Raw genomic sequence first — 17,148 nt, 5'->3', positions numbered from 1 at the left:
GAGGGTTAGACTTAAAACAGAAAAGGCTCCTGCTAATTGCAGGAGCCTTTTCTGTTTATCGACAGTTAAAATCCGCTAGTTATTCAGCGTCGCCAAATCAATCACGAAGCGGTACTTCACGTCGCCTTTCAGCATACGCTCATACGACTCGTTGATGTCTTTGATATCAATGACTTCGATATCGGACATGATGTTGTGCTCGGCGCAGAAGTCCAGCATTTCCTGCGTCTCGGCAATGCCGCCGATGAGCGAGCCCGCGATGCGGCGGCGGGCGCTGATGAGGTTGAAGGCGTGGATGTGCGGGGCCTCGGTGGGCACACCCAGCAGAATCATGGTGCCATCGCGGCGCAGCAGGTTCACGTAGGTGGCCAGGTCGAGCTGGGCCGATACGGTGTTGATGATGAAGTCGAAGTAGTTGCGCACCGATTTCAGCTGCGCCTCGTCTTTGGTCACCACAAATTTGTGGGCCCCCAGCTCTTTGGCATCGGCTTCTTTGTTAGGCGAGGTGCTGAGTACGGTTACTTCGGCACCCATTGCAACGGCGAGCTTCACGGCCATGTGGCCCAGGCCGCCGAGGCCCATCACGCCCACGCGGTGGCCGGGGCCCACTTTCCACTGCCGCAGGGGCGAGTAGGTGGTGATGCCGGCGCACAGCAGCGGGGCCACGCGGGCCAAATCCAGCTTCTCCGATACCTTGAGGGTGTACTTTTCATCCACCACAATCTGGCTGGAGTAGCCGCCGTAGGTGGGCGCGCCGCTGCCAATTTCACGGCTGTTGTAGGTGCCCACCATGCCGGTGGTCTCGCAGTACTGCTCCAGGCCCTCCTGGCAGCTGGGGCAGGTGCGGCAGGAGTCTACCATGCAGCCTACGCCGGCCAGGTCGCCCACTTTGAAGTTTTTCACGTGGTCGCCCACCTGGGTGATGCGGCCCACGATTTCGTGGCCGGGCACCATCGGGAAGATGGAGCCGCCCCACTCGTCGCGCACCTGGTGCAGGTCGGAATGGCACACGCCACAGAATTGAATATCAATGAGTACGTCGTGCGGGCCGACTTCACGGCGCTCGAAGTTGAAGGGCTCTAGAGGAATATTAACGGCCGGGGCGGCGTAGGCTTTCGTTGGAAGCATGTTGGGGGAGGGTTTGGATATAAACAAGCAGGGTGCGGGGCTTGCCCCAGTCCGTCGTTGCACGGCCTGTATCTGAGTCGTTCAACGACGGGCGGGGCAAGCCCCGCACCCTACAAAAGACTTAACTAGCCATTACGGGTAAGGTTTGCGGCAATGGCGTTCCGGCCAACGTTTTGCCCACCAGCTCCTTCATTCGACGCAACGACTCACGGGCAAACTTGCGCTGGAGTATCCGCCCAAACAGCTTGAAACCCACCCAATAGAACGGGTTGCGAATCTGGCCGGGCTGCGACACGGCATGGATGCGAAATTGCACCGCCCCGGTAGCCAGGTTTTTGTGAATGGTGAAGTCGATTTGCCCTTTTTCGAAGTGGCCTTCCAGGGTGCGGTAGCCGTAGCCCCACACCCGCTCCGGGCCGCCGGGCGTGGCGCGGGCGGCCTCGTCGGTCACCTCACTCACGCGCACGCCGAAGTAGAAATTAAAGACCAGAAAGTGCGCCCGCAGCACCATGATGCGCTTTTCGAGCGGGATGTTGGGGTCGAAGTAACCGGTGATAAGGTCGGGCGGCGGGAAGGCGTAGCGGCGCAGCACGTCCTGGGCGGCGGCGAAGGAGCCGGCGGACTCGGGCGGGCCGGGAGCTTCGGCGGGCAGGTCAGTTTCGTAGTCGTCGAGACGCCAGCCGGTGGCGCTAGTGTACTCGTTCTGGCGTGAGAAGTCGTAGTTGACCTGGGCGTGGGCGTAGGAATCGAGGCGGGCGCGGTACTGCTCCCAGGCGGGCGGTTTTGCCGAGGCAGGAACGGCGGCAATCTGGTTACTCATGGCGGGTGTGCTGAACGTGGCCGGCCTCGTCGTGCCGGAAGGTTTCGACCACTACATCGGCCAGCGCATGGCCGCCGCTGGCCGCCGCCACGCGCCGGCAGAACTCGGTCCAGGTAGCTTCCTGCATCAGCTTGCCGCCGCCGAGAGTGTCGTAGGCGAAGGCCACCAGCCCATCGCGTGAGCGGGCCGAAGAGCGGATTTCAAACCGCAGCACATCGGGCGACTCATCCAGATAATGCGTTTCGAAACGAATGCAGCCGGCCTCGGGGTGGCCTTCCAGGGTGATGAACTCAAAGGACGTGGCGCTGACCTCGGTGACGCGCACGCAGCCGTCCCAGGGACCCAAAATGGTGATGCTGAACTCGTCGCCGACTTTCAGGCGGCCATCTTCGCCGTCCTTTTTCGTGAAATTGGCCAGCGCATCGGGCGAGAAGCGGGGCACGTCGGCCTGCACCTCGGCCATGAGCTGGGCCGGCGATTTTCGGGCGCGCGCCAAATCAATAAAATAGCGGCGCTCCAGCAGCGGGCCGGAGCCGGTGGAAGCGGGTTGTTCGGAGTGCTTAGCGTTGGAATCAGACATGGCCGACGAAGAAACGTATGGCCCTCATACGCCCCACACCGCCGCAGGATGCTACGGTTGAGCTATTCTAACCCTTTCACCCTAATTTTTACCTGCCTCACATGGCCTACTACCGCCCGCCCAGCCCCCCACCCGACCCCGCCCTCGTCAAAAGCCTGACCGAGCAGCAGCACGAAATGCGCCAGCGCGTGCGCAATGAACCTTTGGCGGGCGAGCCACGCCTCATTGCCGGCTGCGACTCGTCGTTTCCCACGCCCGACACCATCCTATCGGTCTTTGTAGTGCTGAAATTCCCTTCGCTGGAGTTGGTGGAAAAGGTGTACAACTACGGCCCCGTGGATATGCCCTACGTGCCCGGCTTCCTCTCCTTCCGCGAAGCCCCCAACGTGATTCACGCCTTCGCCAAGCTCGAAAACAAGCCCGATATCATCATGGTCGACGGCCACGGCATTGCGCACCCGCGCCGCATGGGAATTGCCGCGCACCTGGGCGTGCTGCTCGACATGCCCACCTTCGGCGTAGCCAAGCAGAAGCTGACGGGCATTTTCACGGAGCCCGGCCCAGAGCGGGGCAGCATTGAGCCGCTACTCGATGCCAAATCCGGCGAGCTCATCGGCGAAGTTATTCGCAGCAAAGACAAAATACTGCCGCTGTTCGTGAGCCCCGGCCACCGTTGCGACCAAGCCACGGCCACGCGCCTCACGCTGGCCTGCCTGCGCGGCTACAAGCTGCCGGAACCCACGCGCTTGGCCGACCACTGGGCCGAGCAGTTCAAGAAGGAAGTGCGATAGGCATTTTCGGACAGAGTTTAAAGAGAGGGCAAAGGGAGTTTCACCGCGGTGAAGGCTTGTTGGAGCGTCGGCAATGTGGCAGCCGCTTCTGCCGGCAGCTTCAGCAGTTGCGCCACCGCTGCAAATACTGCCGTTCGGCCGCCCGTTGAGGCCAGCACTCCCGCATCCAAAGGCAACTGCTGCGACTTGGAGAGCTTCTGACCCGCCGCATCGGTCAGCAGCGGGTGATGAAAAAACTGAATGCGTGATGCATTAAATGCCGCCGTTTCCGATAGCTGCCCAGCCAGCCAGAGTTGCGCGGCGGTGCTGGCTTGCAGGTCCAGCCCGCGCACAATCAGGTTGGTACCGAGCCGCAAATCATCCACTACCGACGCGACCTGATACGCGGCCACGCCGTCTTTTTTGCGAATCACGAAGTCGGGCATCAGCGCGCCGAGCGGTACGCTGGTTTCGCCCTGCCAGGCATCGGGGAAAAGAATTCTGGTGGTTGGCGGGACGTGCGCCCGCCAGGCCGCGCCCGGCGTTTCGAGCGCAACTGCAGCCTCGGTCCCATTGGTGCGGGTGCGCTGGCTGGCCTGTACCAGGCCCGGCACCAGCGTCAGCCGGCGCAGCACTCGGTTGTATTCGGGCAGATGCAGAAGTTGCGACTGGTGCCGCAGGAAGTCGTCGGGGCCACTGGGGCCTTGGTCGAAATCAATGCCCAGCCAGTCGATGACGCGGAAAATATTATCCAGGTAGGCCGGGCGCAGGCGGGCCCGGTCCAGGTCGTCGATTCTTAAATGCAGCGTGCCGCCGGCTCGCCGCGTGAGCAGCCAGGTGAGCACGAAGTTCACGGCGTTGCCGAGGTGCAAATAGCCGCTGGGCGTGGGCGCGAGGCGCGATACCACGGACGGATTGTCAGGCAATAGGTTAGACATCAGGCCAGCAACAACTCCATCTGCACGTCGGCCCGGGCATAGGGCGACGGGTTGGGCTCGGCCAAATCCTGAAAGCCCAGCTTGCGGTACAGCGCCAGCGCCGGGGCCAACTTCGAGTTGCTTTCCAGATACACGCGGGCCCCGCCCAGGTCGCGCACCCGCTGCACGGCCGCCTGGCCCAGCAAATAGCCAATCTGCTGTCCCTGCGCCGCGGGCGAGACGGCCATTTTGGCCAGCTCGTAGCTGCGGCCGTCGTCCATCTTAATCAGGGCGCAGGTGCCCACTACCTGCCCGCCCACTTCGGCCAGCAAAATGCAGCCGCCCGGTGCCAGAATGTACTCTTCGGGATGGTCGAGGGCCTTCAAATCGGCGGGTTCGAGGGTGAAGTAGTGCGAAATCCACTCCTCATTAAGCTGCCGGAAAACGGGCTGGTCGCCCGGCTGGAAATCGCGCAACGTCACCGGTGAAGCTGCTTGCGGTGCCCACGCGGCTTGCTGCAGCACCACGCGGTAGCCATCAGGGTCTTCGAAGGTGCGGCCGTGCACATCCCAATACGGGTTATATGATGGGACCGACACGAAGCCAGTGGCCTCCATGCGCTGCACGGCGGCTTGCCACTCGTCAGCATCGGGCAGGTAGAAGACGAGCAGATTGTCGGAAGTGGGAGCGCGGCCGACGACATGGCCGGGCTGGTGCGTGAACTCCAGATGATACGGGGCCTGCGGGTGGCCCAGCATGAGGCCGTCGAAGCCATTGTGGGCAGTGAAGGATGCCAGTTGCTGCAGGCCCAGGCCGTCGCAGTAGAAGTGTCGCAGGGCGGGCAGGTTGTCGGTGGGCCGGGCCACGCGCAGGATGGGAGTCGTCATAGGTATAGCGCGAAATCGTAGCGCGAGCTTTGTAGTGCGCTTCCCCTCGCCGTTAGAACCGTGTGACCTTCTTTCAGAGACGCGCACCACAAAGTTCGCGCTACGGCCTTAAACCTGAGTCAGCCCGGTTAGTCAAGCTGAATATTCAACTGTTGAAGTTCTTTGTGTCGATGAAAAACGCGTTACTCCTGACGGGCCTGCTGATTCTCCCGCTGCTCCTGACAGTCAATCAGGCCAAGGCCCAGACATCCAGCCTGTACTTCCCGCCCGTCACGGGCAGCACCTGGGCCACGACCACGCCCGCCAGCCTGGGCTGGTGCCAGCCACAGTTAGATTCGCTCATTGCCTTTGCCGGGCGCAAAAGCAGCAAGTCATTATTAATCCTGAAAGACGGCCGGATGGTGGTGGAGCATTACTACGGCACCTACACCGCCGATTCGGCCTGGTACTGGGCCTCGGCGGGCAAGTCGCTCACGGCCACGCTCGTGGGCCTGGCCCGGCAGGACGGCCTCCTGAGCCTGACCGACAGCACCTCCAAATACCTCGGCCGCTGGACCAGCGCCACCCGCCCGCAGCAGCGCCAGATTCAGCTGCTGCACCAAATCACCATGACCACCGGGCTCGACGACAGCCCGCCCGCGCCCTGCGACAACGAAAGCACCACGCCCAGCTGCCTGCTCTACCTCACTACGCCGGCCACGCGCTGGGCCTATCACACCGGTGCCTACCGCACCCTGCAAAACGTGCTAGTGCAAGCCAGCGGCGTTGCCAGCATGACCACCTACACCAGCCAGCGCCTGGGCACCCGCATCGGCATGACGGGCCTGTGGGCCAATGACGTATTCTACAGCAAAGCCCGTAGCATGGCGCGTTTCGGCCTGTTTATCCTCGCCCGGGGCTCCTGGAACGGCACTCAGATTATGACCGACACGGCTTATTTCCGCCGCATGACTACCCCCAGCCAAACCCTGAACCGCAGCTACGGCTACCTCTGGTGGCTCAATGGCCAGCCCAGCTACAAGCTGCCCGGCTCCCAAATCACGCTGCCCGGCCCGCTCATCCCCTCCGCCCCCGCCGACCTCATCGCCGCCCTCGGCAAAAACGACCAGAAGATTTACGTGGTGCCCAGCCTGGGCCTCGTGGTGGTGCGGCAGGGCAATACGGCCGGAGCCAGCCGCCTGGCCGCGTCCTCCTTTGATACCGAGCTGTGGACGAAAATCATGGCCGCCGTATCCTGCCGACCCACGGCCGCCGCCGCCGCAGCCGAAGCCGCCGGTTTCCTGGCCTTCCCCAACCCCGCCACCGAAACCCTCACCCTGCGCCAGCCCGCCCGTACCACCGCCACCGTGCGCCTGCTCGATGCCCTGGGCCGCGAAGTGCTGCGCCAGCCCACGGCCGCCGCCGAGACTTCGGTTTCGGTCGCGGCGCTGGCTCCCGGGCTCTACACGGCGCAGTGGCTCGATGCCAGCGGGCGCGTGCTGATGAGCCGCAAAGTGGCCCGACAGTAGAAGTTGCACAAAAACGGTGGTGCCTTCCTAGTCCGTGCGTAAGTTTGCGGTCAATTTGCGGGTGGGTTCCCCCACCCTGCAACGCGCCCAACCCGCCTGCTGATGCTGACTGCTGTACTGCTTTTTCTCCCTTTAGCCGCCGCCCTGCTGCTGCTAGTCGTTAAGGGAGCCGCCGCCCGCGCCCTCGCCTTCGGGGCCTCGCTCCTCGAATTCGCCATCGCCGCCTACGTCGCGTTCGACTTCACCCACCACGGCTCGGCCGCCTTCAACCTCGATTACCGCTGGATTCCGTCGGCCGGCATCAACTTCCATATCGGGCTCGATGGCCTGAGTTTGTTGATGGTGTTGCTCACCACCTTCCTAGTGCCGCTCATTCTACTGAGCGCCTTCAAGCGCGACTACGACAACCCGTCCACGTTCTACGCCCTCGTGCTGTTCATGCAAACGGGCCTGCTCGGCGTATTCGTCTCGCTCGATGCCTTCCTGTTCTACTTTTTCTGGGAAGTCGCCCTTATTCCGATTTACCTGCTGGCGGGTGCCTGGGGCGGCGAGCGCCGCATTGCCGTCACCCTCAAGTTTTTCCTTTACACCGTAGTCGGCTCGCTGCTGATGCTGGCCGGCTTCGTATATCTGTATTTGCAGACCGGCCCTGCCGCCGGCTCGCTGGCCCAGCACTCCTCGGAGCTCACCGCCTTCTATAACCTGAAGCTCAGCGCCTCGGAGCAATCCTGGCTGTTCTGGCTGATTTTTGCGGCCTTCGCCGTGAAGATGCCCATTTTCCCCTTCCACACCTGGCAGCCCGATACTTACACCGAAGCCCCCGCCCCCGCCACCATGCTGCTCTCGGGCATCATGTTGAAAATGGGCATCTACGGCACCATGCGCTGGCTGCTGCCGGTGGTACCGCTGGGAGTGAGCCAGTGGCAGAAGCCGGTTATCATTCTCTCCGTCATCGGCATTATCTACGGGGCCATCATCGCCATTCGGCAGCGTGATGTGAAGCGTCTCATCGCCTACTCCTCCCTCTCCCACGTTGGGCTGATGGCGGCCGGCGTATTCTCGCTCACCCAAATTGGCCTGCAGGGCGCGGTGGTTCAGATGCTGGCCCACGGCGTGAACGTGGTCGGGATGTTCTTCATCGCCGATGCCATTGAGCGCCGCACTGGCACCCGCTTCATCCCCGACCTCGGTGGCCTGACGCGCCGCACGCCCATCCTCTCGGTGTGCTTCCTGATAATGCTGCTGAGCACGGTGGCGCTGCCCCTCACGGGCGGCTTCGTAGGCGAATTCCTGCTGCTGGCCGGCGTGTACCAATACAATGCCTGGGTAGGTGCCGTAGCCGGTCTGACCATCATTTTCTCGGCGGTGTACCTGCTGCGCATGTTCCAGCGCGTGATGCTCGGCCCCGATTCGTCGTTCTCCGAAACCATCACCGACCTCACCGGCGGCGAGTTGCTGATTCTGGTACCGCTCATCGCACTGGTGTTCTGGATTGGCTTGTTTCCGAATACCTTCCTGCACATCTCGGAGCCGGCCGTTACCAACATTCTGGCGCTGGTTGGCCGATAACCTCTTTGTCATTCCGAACGCAGTGAGGAATCTGGGTTCGGCACTGCCAACGGTTTGCTCCAGATTCCTCACTGCGTTCGGAATGACACCCTAGTACTTATGACCTCCATCATTCTCCTCTCCGTCTTCGGCATCCTCAACCTGTTCCTGGGCTTTTTGCGCTCGAATAAGGTGCTGCTGCCCGGCGCCATGCTGCTGCTGCTGGCCGTGTTCGGGGCCAACTTCGCCGACTGGAACGTGGCGCACGCGCCCTACTTCAACCACATGCTGGTGGTGGATAACTACACGGTAGCCTTCACCGGCATCGTGCTGCTCACCACCATTCTGCTGCTGCCCTTCTCGCGCAGCTATGTGGTATCGGGCGAGCCGAACCTGGCCGAATACTACGCGCTGCTTCTCTTCTCGCTGGTCGGGGCCATCATGATGATTGGCTACGACCATTTGCTGATGCTGTTTGTGGGCATTGAAATCCTGAGCATCAGCATGTACGTGCTGGCCGGCAGCAGCAAGCGCGATTCGCGCTCGAACGAGGCGGCGCTGAAATACTTCCTGATGGGCGCATTTGCCACCGGCATTCTGCTCTTCGGCATCGCGCTGCTTTATGGCGCTACCGGCACGTTTGCCCTCTCGCAGTTAGGCGCGGCCGTGGCCAACCCGGCCAATGCCAGCCTGCAACCGATGCTCTACATCGGCATTCTGATGATGATTATCGGCATCGGCTTCAAAGTATCGGCCGCGCCGTTCCACTTCTGGACGCCCGACGTGTACGAGGGCACCCCTACCTTCTTCACCGCCTTCATGAGCACGGTGGTGAAGACGGCCGGTTTCGCCGCTTTCCTCAAGCTGCTGGCGGTGGCACTGCCGGCCGCGCAGGGCTTCTGGATGCCGACCATTCAAGCCATGTGCGCCCTCACGCTGTTGCTCGGCAACGTGGGCGCGGCCGCCCAAACCAACACCAAGCGCATGCTGGCCTACTCCAGCGTGAGCCACGCCGGCTACCTGCTAATCGGCCTCGTGGCCAGCAAAGGCATTCTAACGGGTGATGCCGCCAGCGGCATTTTCTTCTACTCGCTGGCCTATTCCATTGCCACCGTAGCAGCCTTCGGGGTGCTGAAACTGGTGGCCGAACACCGCCAGGAAGACCGGTATTCCGGCCTCAACGGCCTGGGCAAAACCAACCCGCTGCTGGCTTTCGTGATGACGGTGGCCATGTTGTCGCTGGCGGGCATTCCGCTCACAGGCGGCTTCTTTGGCAAGTTTTTCCTGCTGGCGGCGGCCGTGGGCCAGGGCTATATTGGCCTCGTGGTGTTCGCGGTTATCATGAGCATGGTGGGCCTGTACTACTACCTGCGGCCGATTATCGCCATGTATATGCAGCCCGCGCCCGAGGGTGCCACGCCAGTACCGGTCGACGGTATCCAGACAGTGACGCTGGTGGTGCTGGCGCTGCTCACGATTCTGCTAGGCATTGCGCCGGGCTTTATGAGCGGAATTTTGTAATCGAAATACTTTGTGCGAATACAGAAAAAGCAGTCCAACGGGCTGCTTTTTCTGTTTATTTGACTTTCCGCCCGCTGGCTCTCGCTATGAATCGTGTCCTGCTACATCTGTGGTTGTTATGCTCCCTCATTGTCGTCGGTAGCTGTGCGGCTCGGCCACCGCACGAAGCTGGTCCTTTCCGCCCCGGCGAGCTGGTGGAACTGACCAAACTCGACCCGACCATTCGGCTGGATATCCGCTACGCCACCAGCCACAATTTCATGGGCCGGGTGCTGTATCCGCAGGCTCGGGCATTTTTGCAGCGCCCCGCCGCCGAGGCTTTAGCGCGAGTGAACGCCGAGTTGAAACCACTAGGCTACTGCCTGCTGGTGTTCGATGGCTACCGGCCCTGGCGCATCACCAAACAGATGTGGGACCACACGCCTACTGACAAAAAGGAATTTGTGGCCGACCCACGCAAGGGCTCACGCCACAATCGGGGCTGTGCCGTTGATCTGAGCTTGTGGGATATCGCGGCCAATCAAGAAGTCGCTATGCCCGGCGAGTACGATGAAATGAGCCCACGCTTCTACACCGCTTATGCCGGTGGAACGACGGAGCAGAAAGCCCGCCGGGACCTGCTTCGCAGTACCATGGAACGCAATGGCTTCACGGTACTGCCCGCCGAGTGGTGGCATTTTGACTATCAGGATTGGAAATCTTATCCGATTCAGGACATTCCGTTCAGTCAACTTTAATAGGTTAATAATAAGGTCAACCGTGTAAGCTTCCAACCGATAGCACGGTGCAGGCCCACGCCAGCAGCCGACCTCTCCAAAACTTTCGCGCGGGTTTCGCCTTTTTCTGGCGTAACTCGTTTCCCTGACCTGAACCCTGCTTCTTAACCCCTCTTTTCTGATGAGCGCAACTCCCGCATCCAAGCCTTCTTTTGGCATGATTGGCCTCGGTACCATGGGCCGCAACCTGCTACTAAACCTGGCCGACCACGGCTTTCCCGTGGCCGGCTACGACAAGGCCGCCGACAAAATTGACCTACTGGCCAAAGAAGGCGCGGGTAAGCCCGTGCAAGGCTTCACGGACCTCGCCACCTTTCTCAACGGCCTGCAAACGCCGCGCGCGGTGATGATGCTGGTGCCCGCCGGCCCCATCGTGGACAGCGTGATTGCCGAATTGCAGCCCCTGCTTTCGCCCGGCGACATCATCATCGATGGCGGCAACTCCCACTTCACCGACACCGAGCGGCGCGCCAAGGCGGTGGAAGCGGCCGGCTTCCACTTCTTCGGCATGGGCGTGAGCGGCGGCGAGGAAGGCGCCCGCTTCGGCCCCAGCATGATGCCCGGCGGCGACAAAGCGGCCTACGCGGTGATGCAGCCAATGTTTGAGGCCATCGCGGCGCAGGTAGATGGGCAGCCGTGCGTGACCTACATCGGTCCCGGTGCGGCCGGTCACTTCGTGAAAATGGTGCACAACGGCATCGAATACGGCCTGATGCAGCTCATCGCGGAAACCTATGCGGTGCTGAAAACGGGTCTGGGGATGGATAACGCGGCCATCGGACAAGTGTTTGCTAAATGGAATGAGGGCCGGTTCCAGTCCTTCCTGCTGGATATTACGAAGGACATTTTCGGTTTCATCGCCCCGAATACCGACCATTTGCTGCTCGACGACATCAAGGACGAGGCCCGCTCGAAGGGCACCGGCAAATGGACTTCGCAGGTAGCTATGGATTTGGAAACGCCGCTGCCCACCGTGGACACGGCCGTGGCAATGCGCGATTTATCGAAGTACAAGGCCCTGCGCGAGCAGCTGGCGGGGCTGTATGGCCCGGCCGCCGGCCCGCTGCCGGGCGACCACGCGGCTCTGCTGGCGCAGCTGGAGCAGGCGTTCTATTTCAGCATGGTCATCACCTACGCCCAGGGAATGCAGCTGCTCTCGAAGGCCTCGAAGGATTTTTCCTACGAGCTGAATTTGGCCGAAATCGCCAAAATCTGGCGCGGCGGCTGCATCATTCGCTCGGGCTTTCTGAACGAGATTTACAACGCTTATAAACAGATGCCCGACCTGGCCCACCTGCTGCTGGATGCGCAGGTACAGCAGCTGGTGAACGAGGCCGTGCCCGGCAGCCGCGCCGTAGTAGCGGCCGCAGCCACCGCCGGCCTGGCCCTGCCCGGCTACATGGCTTCGCTGAGCTACTTCGACACCTTCCGCACGGCGCGGATGCCTTCCAACCTCATTCAGGCCCAGCGCGACTACTTCGGGGCGCATACTTATGAGCTGATTGGCAAGGAAGGCGTATTTCACACGCAATGGACGCCGGAGCACGAGGAGGCTTCCAATAAGAAAGATGCGCAGGTGGAAGAGCACGGCCCGGTGAAAGAGCCGGTGACGCCGAACAGCTAGGAGCTTTTCCGTCTGTCATCCTGAGCGGAGCGAAGGACCTTATCACGCTCGCATAAATTGCGCTAACCTGATAAGGTCCTTCGCTCCGCTCAAGATGACAGGCTTTCTCCTACCATCCCCTCCCTCCCACTCGCCTAACATTCGCCCCCTGGCAATGAATAATAACAACATCAAGCCCACTGTCTTCGTCATCTTCGGCGGCACGGGCGATTTGAACGCCCGCAAGCTCTCGCCGGCGCTGTATAACCTGTTTCTCGACGGCTGGCTGCCGGAGCAGTTTGCCATCATCGGCACGGGCCGCACCAAGCTCACCGACGAAGAATTCCGCACCAACCTGCTGGCCGACCTCAACCAGTTTTCGCGCAGTGGCAAGGCCAAGAAAGAGGCCTGGGATAAGTTTGCGCCGCACATTTTCTACCAGGTTTCCGACGTGAAAACGCCGGCCGCCTACGAGGAATTCGGCCAGCGCATCGCCGCTTTTGAGAAGGAATGGGACGCGCCGGCCAACGTGATTTACTACCTGGCCGTGGCACCCGAGTTCTTCCCTATCATTGCTACGGGCATTGCCCAAAGCCATTCTGATGATGACCCCACGCGGGTTCGCATCGTGATTGAGAAGCCGTTTGGGCACGATTTGGAGTCGGCCCGGGCGCTGAACAAGCTGCTGGCCCAGCACTTTCAGGAGTGTCAGATTTACCGCATCGACCACTACCTGGGCAAGGAAACGGTGCAGAACATCATGGCTTTCCGCTTCGCCAACGCCATTATGGAGCCGCTCTGGAACCGCAACAGCATCGAGCACGTCCAGATTTCGGTGACCGAGCAGCTGGGCGTGGGCGAGCGCACGGGCTATTACGACGGCTCCGGCGCGCTGCGCGACATGATTCAGAACCACTTGCTGCAGTTGCTATGCCTGGTGGCGATGGAGCCGCCCGTAAACTTCACGGCCGACGAAGTGCGCAACCGCAAGGTGGACGTGCTGCGCGCCATGCGCCGCTTCACGCCCGAGGAAGTGCGCGAATCGGCCGTGCGCGGGCAGTATGGCGCGGGCTGGATTGAGGGCAAGGAGGTGCCCGGCTACCGCGAGGAAAAGGACGCCAACCCCACTTCCAACACCGAAACCTTCGCGGCCGTGAAGTTTTTCGTGGACAACTGGCGCTGGCAGGGCGTGCCGTTCTACGTGCGCACCGGTAAGCGGCTGCACCGCTCGGCGTCCATCATCAGCATCCAGTTCAAGGACGTGCCGCACATGATTTTCCCGCCTGAAACGGGCGAGAGTTGGCAGCAGAACCGCCTTGTTATCAGCATTCAGCCCGAGATGAGCATCCGTCTGCAGGTGCAGGCCAAACGCCCCGGCCTCGACATGATGCTGAACACCGTGGACATGGTGTTCGACTACCAAGGTACGTATTCGGCCGAAGCGCCCGAAGCCTACGAAACGCTGCTGCTCGACACCATGCTCGGCGACCAGACCCTGTTCATGCGCGGCGACCAGGTGGAAGAAGCGTGGGACCTGGTAATGCCCATCCTGAATTCCTGGCAGGGCCGCCCCAGCCTGAATTTCCCCAACTACTCGGCCGATTCCTGGGGCCCGGAAGTGGCCGAGGCGCTCATCGCCCGCGACGGCTTTCACTGGTTCACGCTGCCCCTCAACGGCAAAAAGAAATAGCCATGCCCCAGCACGTTTTCGCCTCCGTGGAGGAGGTTTTGCACAGTCTGGCCGACTTCTTTGTAGAGCAGGCCAGCCAGGCCGTAGCGGCGCGGGGCCGGTTTTCGGTAGCGTTATCGGGCGGCAGCTCACCCAAGAAATTGTACGAGCTGCTGGCCTCGCCCACCTACCGCGAGCGGGTGCCGTGGGCCGAGACATTTTTCTTCTTCGGCGATGAGCGCAACGTGCCGCCCACTGATGCGCAGAGCAACTACCTCATGGCCAAAAACGCCCTGCTGGCCCCGCTGAACATTGCCGACGACCATGTTTTTGCCGTGAATACCCTGCTGCCGCCCGCCGAGGCGGCGCAGGCGTACACGCAAACCATCAAGGCCTTTTTCGGGAATGAAACCGCGCAGTTTGATTTGATTCTGCTGGGCTTGGGCGACAACTCCCACACGGCTTCGCTGTTTCCACACACAGATGTGCTTCACGCCACCACGGCCGATGTGCAGGCCGTTTTCGTAGCCGAAGTTGATGCCTACCGCATCACGCTCACGGCTCCGCTCATCAATCAGGCCCGCACCGTGGCCTTTCTGGTTTTCGGGGCTGATAAGGCGGCAGCCGTGCGACGGGTGCTGCTGGGCGAACGGAACGTGGAGGAATATCCCGCGCAGCTCATCGCGCCAGCATCGGGCGAAGCAGACTGGTTTATGGATGAGGCAGCGGCGACGGATTTAGAGCGGTAGCCAATTATTGTCGAGTCTATAACGGAAAGGCCGTAGCGCGAATTTTGCGGTTCATGTTACGGCCTTTCCGTTGTAAAACAACTTCAGTCTCCCACCATAGCTGGCGCGTCGCGGCGGGCCGTAAACGTTGCCCCCACGCTGGCCACCACAATGAAGCCCACGGCCAGCCATTGCCCAAAAAGCAGCCGCTCGCCTAGCAGCAGCCAGCCTGATATGGCCGCCGCCACCGGCTCCAAGCTCATCAGAATACTGAACGTACGCGTGGGTAAAGTACGTAACGCCTGCATTTCCAGCGAAAACGGCAGCACGCTGGAAAACAGTGCCAGCAACCCGCCCAGCAGCAACAGGTGTGGTGTGAGGCTCAACAAACTGCCACTTGCCACGCCAAAAGGCAGCACCGGCAACGCCGCAAACAACATCCCGATGGCCACCGCCTGCTGGCCCGGCAGCACCGCCGCTGTGCGCTGGCCCAGCACGATGTACACGGCCCAGCACCCGCCCGCCGCCAGCGCAAAGGCCAGCCCCAGCAAGTCAACCCCTTGCCCGTGCCACGGCGCAATCAATGCGATGCCCGCGGCAGCCAGCAGCGCCCACACCGCATCGCCCCAGCGGCGCGAGCCCGCCAGCGCTAGGCCCAGCGGCCCCACAAATTCCAGCGTAACAGCCAGCCCAAGCGGAATCCGGGCCAGCGCGCAGTAAAACAGGAAATTCATCAGCCCCAACGCCAGGCCATAAGGCACCACCGCCCGCCACTGCGCCGACCGTAACTGCCCCAGCTTCGGGCGTACCACTAGCAACAGCACCAGCGCCGACAGCCCGATGCGCAAACTGGTAGTCCCGGCCGCGCCCAGCAGTGGAAACAGGCCTTTGGCAATGGCCGCCCCGCCCTGCACGCTCACAATGGAAAGCAGCACGGCAGGCACCGCCGGGAACGTAAATCGGCCAGAATCAGGCATTACGGGAGGGTCGAAAATGCAGCGGCCGGCACCGCTGCCTGGCCTGGGCGCAACACCTGCACTTCACCGCTCTGTACGATGATAGCAGCCCGCGCCAAGCCCAGGAATAAACCATGCTCAACAATACCAGGGATAGTTTTCAACTGGCGGGCCAGTTCGGCCGGGTTCTCAATTTTCTCGAAATGGCAGTCCAGCAGCAGATTGCCCTGGTCGGACTGGGCCAGCTCACCGGGGTTTAGCTTATTTACCCGCACCACCGGCGCGCCGCCCAAAGCCTCCACGGCGTCCATCACCCAAGGCAGGGCGAAGGGCACCACTTCCAGCGGCAGCGGAAATCGGCCGAGCTGGGCCACGGCCTTCGAGGAATCGGCCACGATGAGCAGATAATCGGAAGCGGTGGCAATGACTTTTTCGCGCAGCAAAGCCCCTCCCCCGCCTTTAATGAGCTGAAGCTGCGAGTCGAGCTCGTCGGCACCATCCACGGTCAGGTCGAAGCGCACGCCGCGCCGGGGTTCCAGCATCGGGATGCCCACGCGGCGTGCCAATTCGTCGCTGGCCCGCGAGGTAGCCGTGGCCTGAATGCGCAACCCTTCCTCGCGCACCCGCTGGCCGAGCAGTTCAATAAATGGCGCTGCCGTGCTGCCGGTGCCCAGCCCCACCACCATGCCATCCTGCACCCAGCGGGCGGCGGTGGCGGCAACGAGTTGTTTTTCCTGAGCGAGCTGCTGCTGAATTTCGGGGCTTGACATAGACTTCGGAGCATTTGATTAAAACCAGAAACGCCCCCGCAGCCTGGCTGCGAGGGCGCTTCGCCAACAATTCGATGCCCGAAATTAAGGGTTTGTCGACCACATGCCGGCCTCTTTAATAAAAATGCGACGGTTCAGCTTCAGTTGCGCCACCATGAACTCGGCCAAATCCTCGGGCTGCATCACCTTCTCGGGGTTGCCGTCGGTGAGCTTGTTTTCGAGGGCCAGCGGCGTGGCTACGGTGCTGGGCGTGAGGGCCGACACGCGGATATTGTGCTTGCGCACCTCCTGCATCAGCGCCTCCGTAAGGCCCAGCACGGCAAATTTCGAGGCGCTGTAGGCGCTGCTGCCAGCGGCGGCACGCTGCCCCGAAGTCGACGAAATATTGATGATATCGCCGGTCTGACGCGCAATCATCACCGGCAGCACGGCGCGGGTCACGTAGTAGGTACCCAGTACGTTCACCTGAATGATGTGCTCCCACTGCTCGGGCTCCATCTCCAGGAACTTGGCAAAGGAGCCTATGCCGGCATTGTTGATGAGGATGTCAATCGGACCGAGCTCTTCGTGGATTTTGGCCACGGCAAGGTTCACGGCGGTGCGGTCGGCTACATCAGCCACGGCGGTGACGACGGTGCCGCCAGCAGCAATAATTTCGGCAGCTACTTCCAGCAGGTCGCTTTCGGTGCGTGCCAGCAGGCCCACTTGCACGCCTTCGGCGGCCAACGCCAAGGCCACCGAACGGCCAATGCCTTTGCCCGCGCCGGTCACGAGGGCGACTTTTCCTTGAAGGGATTCCATATGAGTTGAAACGTTGATTGGAGAGGTGATACAACCCGGAAATGGGATAGAATGTTGGGCTGAGTGGTGTAAAGACGCAAAATATTGCGTCTCATCATTGAACGGCCGGAACCGCGCTAAACTGCGCAGATTAAACAACATCAGCAACGACGAGACGCAAAATATT

Annotated in this window: 16 protein-coding genes; 8 read left to right on the top strand and 8 right to left on the bottom strand. The window is 61.5% G+C overall.

Annotation, left to right across the window (positions count from 1 at the left end; all coding sequences use genetic code 11):
* Positions 1–75: 75 nt before the first annotated feature.
* From AAFH49_RS03180 to AAFH49_RS03170, 3 genes are all read right to left on the bottom strand, one after another.
* Complete coding sequence (locus AAFH49_RS03180; protein ID WP_342295960.1) at positions 76–1,128, bottom strand: NAD(P)-dependent alcohol dehydrogenase; 1,053 nt, start codon at positions 1,126–1,128, stop codon at positions 76–78.
* A gap of 121 nt (positions 1,129–1,249) precedes the next feature.
* Complete coding sequence (locus AAFH49_RS03175) at positions 1,250–1,948, bottom strand: DUF1990 domain-containing protein (RefSeq protein ID WP_342295959.1); 699 nt, start codon at positions 1,946–1,948, stop codon at positions 1,250–1,252.
* On the bottom strand, positions 1,941–2,528 hold the full coding sequence (locus tag AAFH49_RS03170; protein WP_342295958.1) for a DUF1990 family protein: 588 nt from the start codon (positions 2,526–2,528) through the stop codon (positions 1,941–1,943). The genes AAFH49_RS03175 and AAFH49_RS03170 overlap by 8 nt, the downstream gene beginning before the upstream one ends.
* A gap of 101 nt (positions 2,529–2,629) precedes the next feature.
* Between AAFH49_RS03170 and nfi the strand changes: the two genes are divergently transcribed.
* Positions 2,630–3,319: a deoxyribonuclease V gene (gene nfi / locus AAFH49_RS03165; protein WP_342295956.1), complete on the top strand. Its 690-nt coding sequence runs from the start codon at positions 2,630–2,632 to the stop codon at positions 3,317–3,319.
* A 17-nt stretch (positions 3,320–3,336) separates the two neighbouring features.
* On the opposite strand, the gene AAFH49_RS03160 is transcribed toward nfi, so the two are convergent.
* Both AAFH49_RS03160 and AAFH49_RS03155 read right to left on the bottom strand, forming a co-directional pair.
* Positions 3,337–4,236 (bottom strand): glutamate--tRNA ligase family protein, encoded by a 900-nt coding sequence (locus AAFH49_RS03160; RefSeq protein WP_342295955.1) that lies wholly within the window; start codon positions 4,234–4,236, stop codon positions 3,337–3,339.
* Positions 4,236–5,102 carry a GNAT family N-acetyltransferase gene (locus tag AAFH49_RS03155; protein ID WP_342295954.1) on the bottom strand — a complete coding sequence of 289 codons (867 nt, stop codon included), beginning with the start codon at positions 5,100–5,102 and terminating at the stop codon, positions 4,236–4,238. Before AAFH49_RS03155 ends, AAFH49_RS03160 begins: the two co-directional genes overlap by 1 nt.
* A 170-nt stretch (positions 5,103–5,272) precedes the next feature.
* On the opposite strand from AAFH49_RS03155, the gene AAFH49_RS03150 reads away from it, so the two are divergent.
* From AAFH49_RS03150 to pgl, 7 genes are all read left to right on the top strand, one after another.
* On the top strand, positions 5,273–6,610 hold the full coding sequence (locus AAFH49_RS03150) for a serine hydrolase (RefSeq protein WP_342295953.1): 1,338 nt from the start codon (positions 5,273–5,275) through the stop codon (positions 6,608–6,610).
* A gap of 102 nt (positions 6,611–6,712) precedes the next feature.
* Positions 6,713–8,179, top strand: a complete 1,467-nt coding sequence (locus tag AAFH49_RS03145) for a complex I subunit 4 family protein (RefSeq protein ID WP_342295952.1) — start codon at positions 6,713–6,715, stop codon at positions 8,177–8,179.
* Between the two features lie 99 nt (positions 8,180–8,278).
* On the top strand, positions 8,279–9,679 hold the full coding sequence (locus tag AAFH49_RS03140; protein ID WP_342295951.1) for an NADH-quinone oxidoreductase subunit N: 1,401 nt from the start codon (positions 8,279–8,281) through the stop codon (positions 9,677–9,679).
* Positions 9,680–9,765: 86 nt separating this feature from the next.
* Positions 9,766–10,416, top strand: coding sequence for a M15 family metallopeptidase (locus AAFH49_RS03135; protein WP_342295950.1), 651 nt, complete (start codon positions 9,766–9,768; stop codon positions 10,414–10,416).
* Positions 10,417–10,576: 160 nt separating this feature from the next.
* The gene (gndA, locus tag AAFH49_RS03130) at positions 10,577–12,079 is read left to right on the top strand and encodes an NADP-dependent phosphogluconate dehydrogenase (protein ID WP_342295949.1); all 1,503 of its coding nucleotides are present in this window, start codon (positions 10,577–10,579) and stop codon (positions 12,077–12,079) included.
* A gap of 154 nt (positions 12,080–12,233) precedes the next feature.
* The gene (gene zwf / locus AAFH49_RS03125; protein WP_342295948.1) at positions 12,234–13,748 is read left to right on the top strand and encodes a glucose-6-phosphate dehydrogenase; all 1,515 of its coding nucleotides are present in this window, start codon (positions 12,234–12,236) and stop codon (positions 13,746–13,748) included.
* Between the two features lie 2 nt (positions 13,749–13,750).
* On the top strand, positions 13,751–14,476 hold the full coding sequence (gene pgl / locus AAFH49_RS03120; protein WP_342295946.1) for a 6-phosphogluconolactonase: 726 nt from the start codon (positions 13,751–13,753) through the stop codon (positions 14,474–14,476).
* A gap of 83 nt (positions 14,477–14,559) precedes the next feature.
* Here pgl and AAFH49_RS03115 read toward each other — a convergent pair whose 3' ends face one another.
* From AAFH49_RS03115 to AAFH49_RS03105, 3 genes are all read right to left on the bottom strand, one after another.
* Positions 14,560–15,432, bottom strand: a complete 873-nt coding sequence (locus AAFH49_RS03115) for an EamA family transporter (protein ID WP_342295945.1) — start codon at positions 15,430–15,432, stop codon at positions 14,560–14,562.
* Positions 15,432–16,181, bottom strand: coding sequence for a ribose-5-phosphate isomerase RpiA (gene rpiA / locus AAFH49_RS03110; RefSeq protein ID WP_342295944.1), 750 nt, complete (start codon positions 16,179–16,181; stop codon positions 15,432–15,434). The genes AAFH49_RS03115 and rpiA overlap by 1 nt, the downstream gene beginning before the upstream one ends.
* Positions 16,182–16,265: 84 nt before the next feature.
* The gene (locus tag AAFH49_RS03105) at positions 16,266–16,982 is read right to left on the bottom strand and encodes a 3-ketoacyl-ACP reductase (protein WP_342295943.1); all 717 of its coding nucleotides are present in this window, start codon (positions 16,980–16,982) and stop codon (positions 16,266–16,268) included.
* Between the last annotated feature and the right edge of the window lie 166 nt (positions 16,983–17,148).

Source organism: Hymenobacter segetis, assembly GCF_038448715.1.
Classification (GTDB): Bacteria; Bacteroidota; Bacteroidia; order Cytophagales; family Hymenobacteraceae; genus Hymenobacter; species Hymenobacter segetis.
The sequence above is the reverse complement of the archived record's forward strand: the minus strand, read 5'-3'. Positions and strand labels throughout refer to the sequence as shown.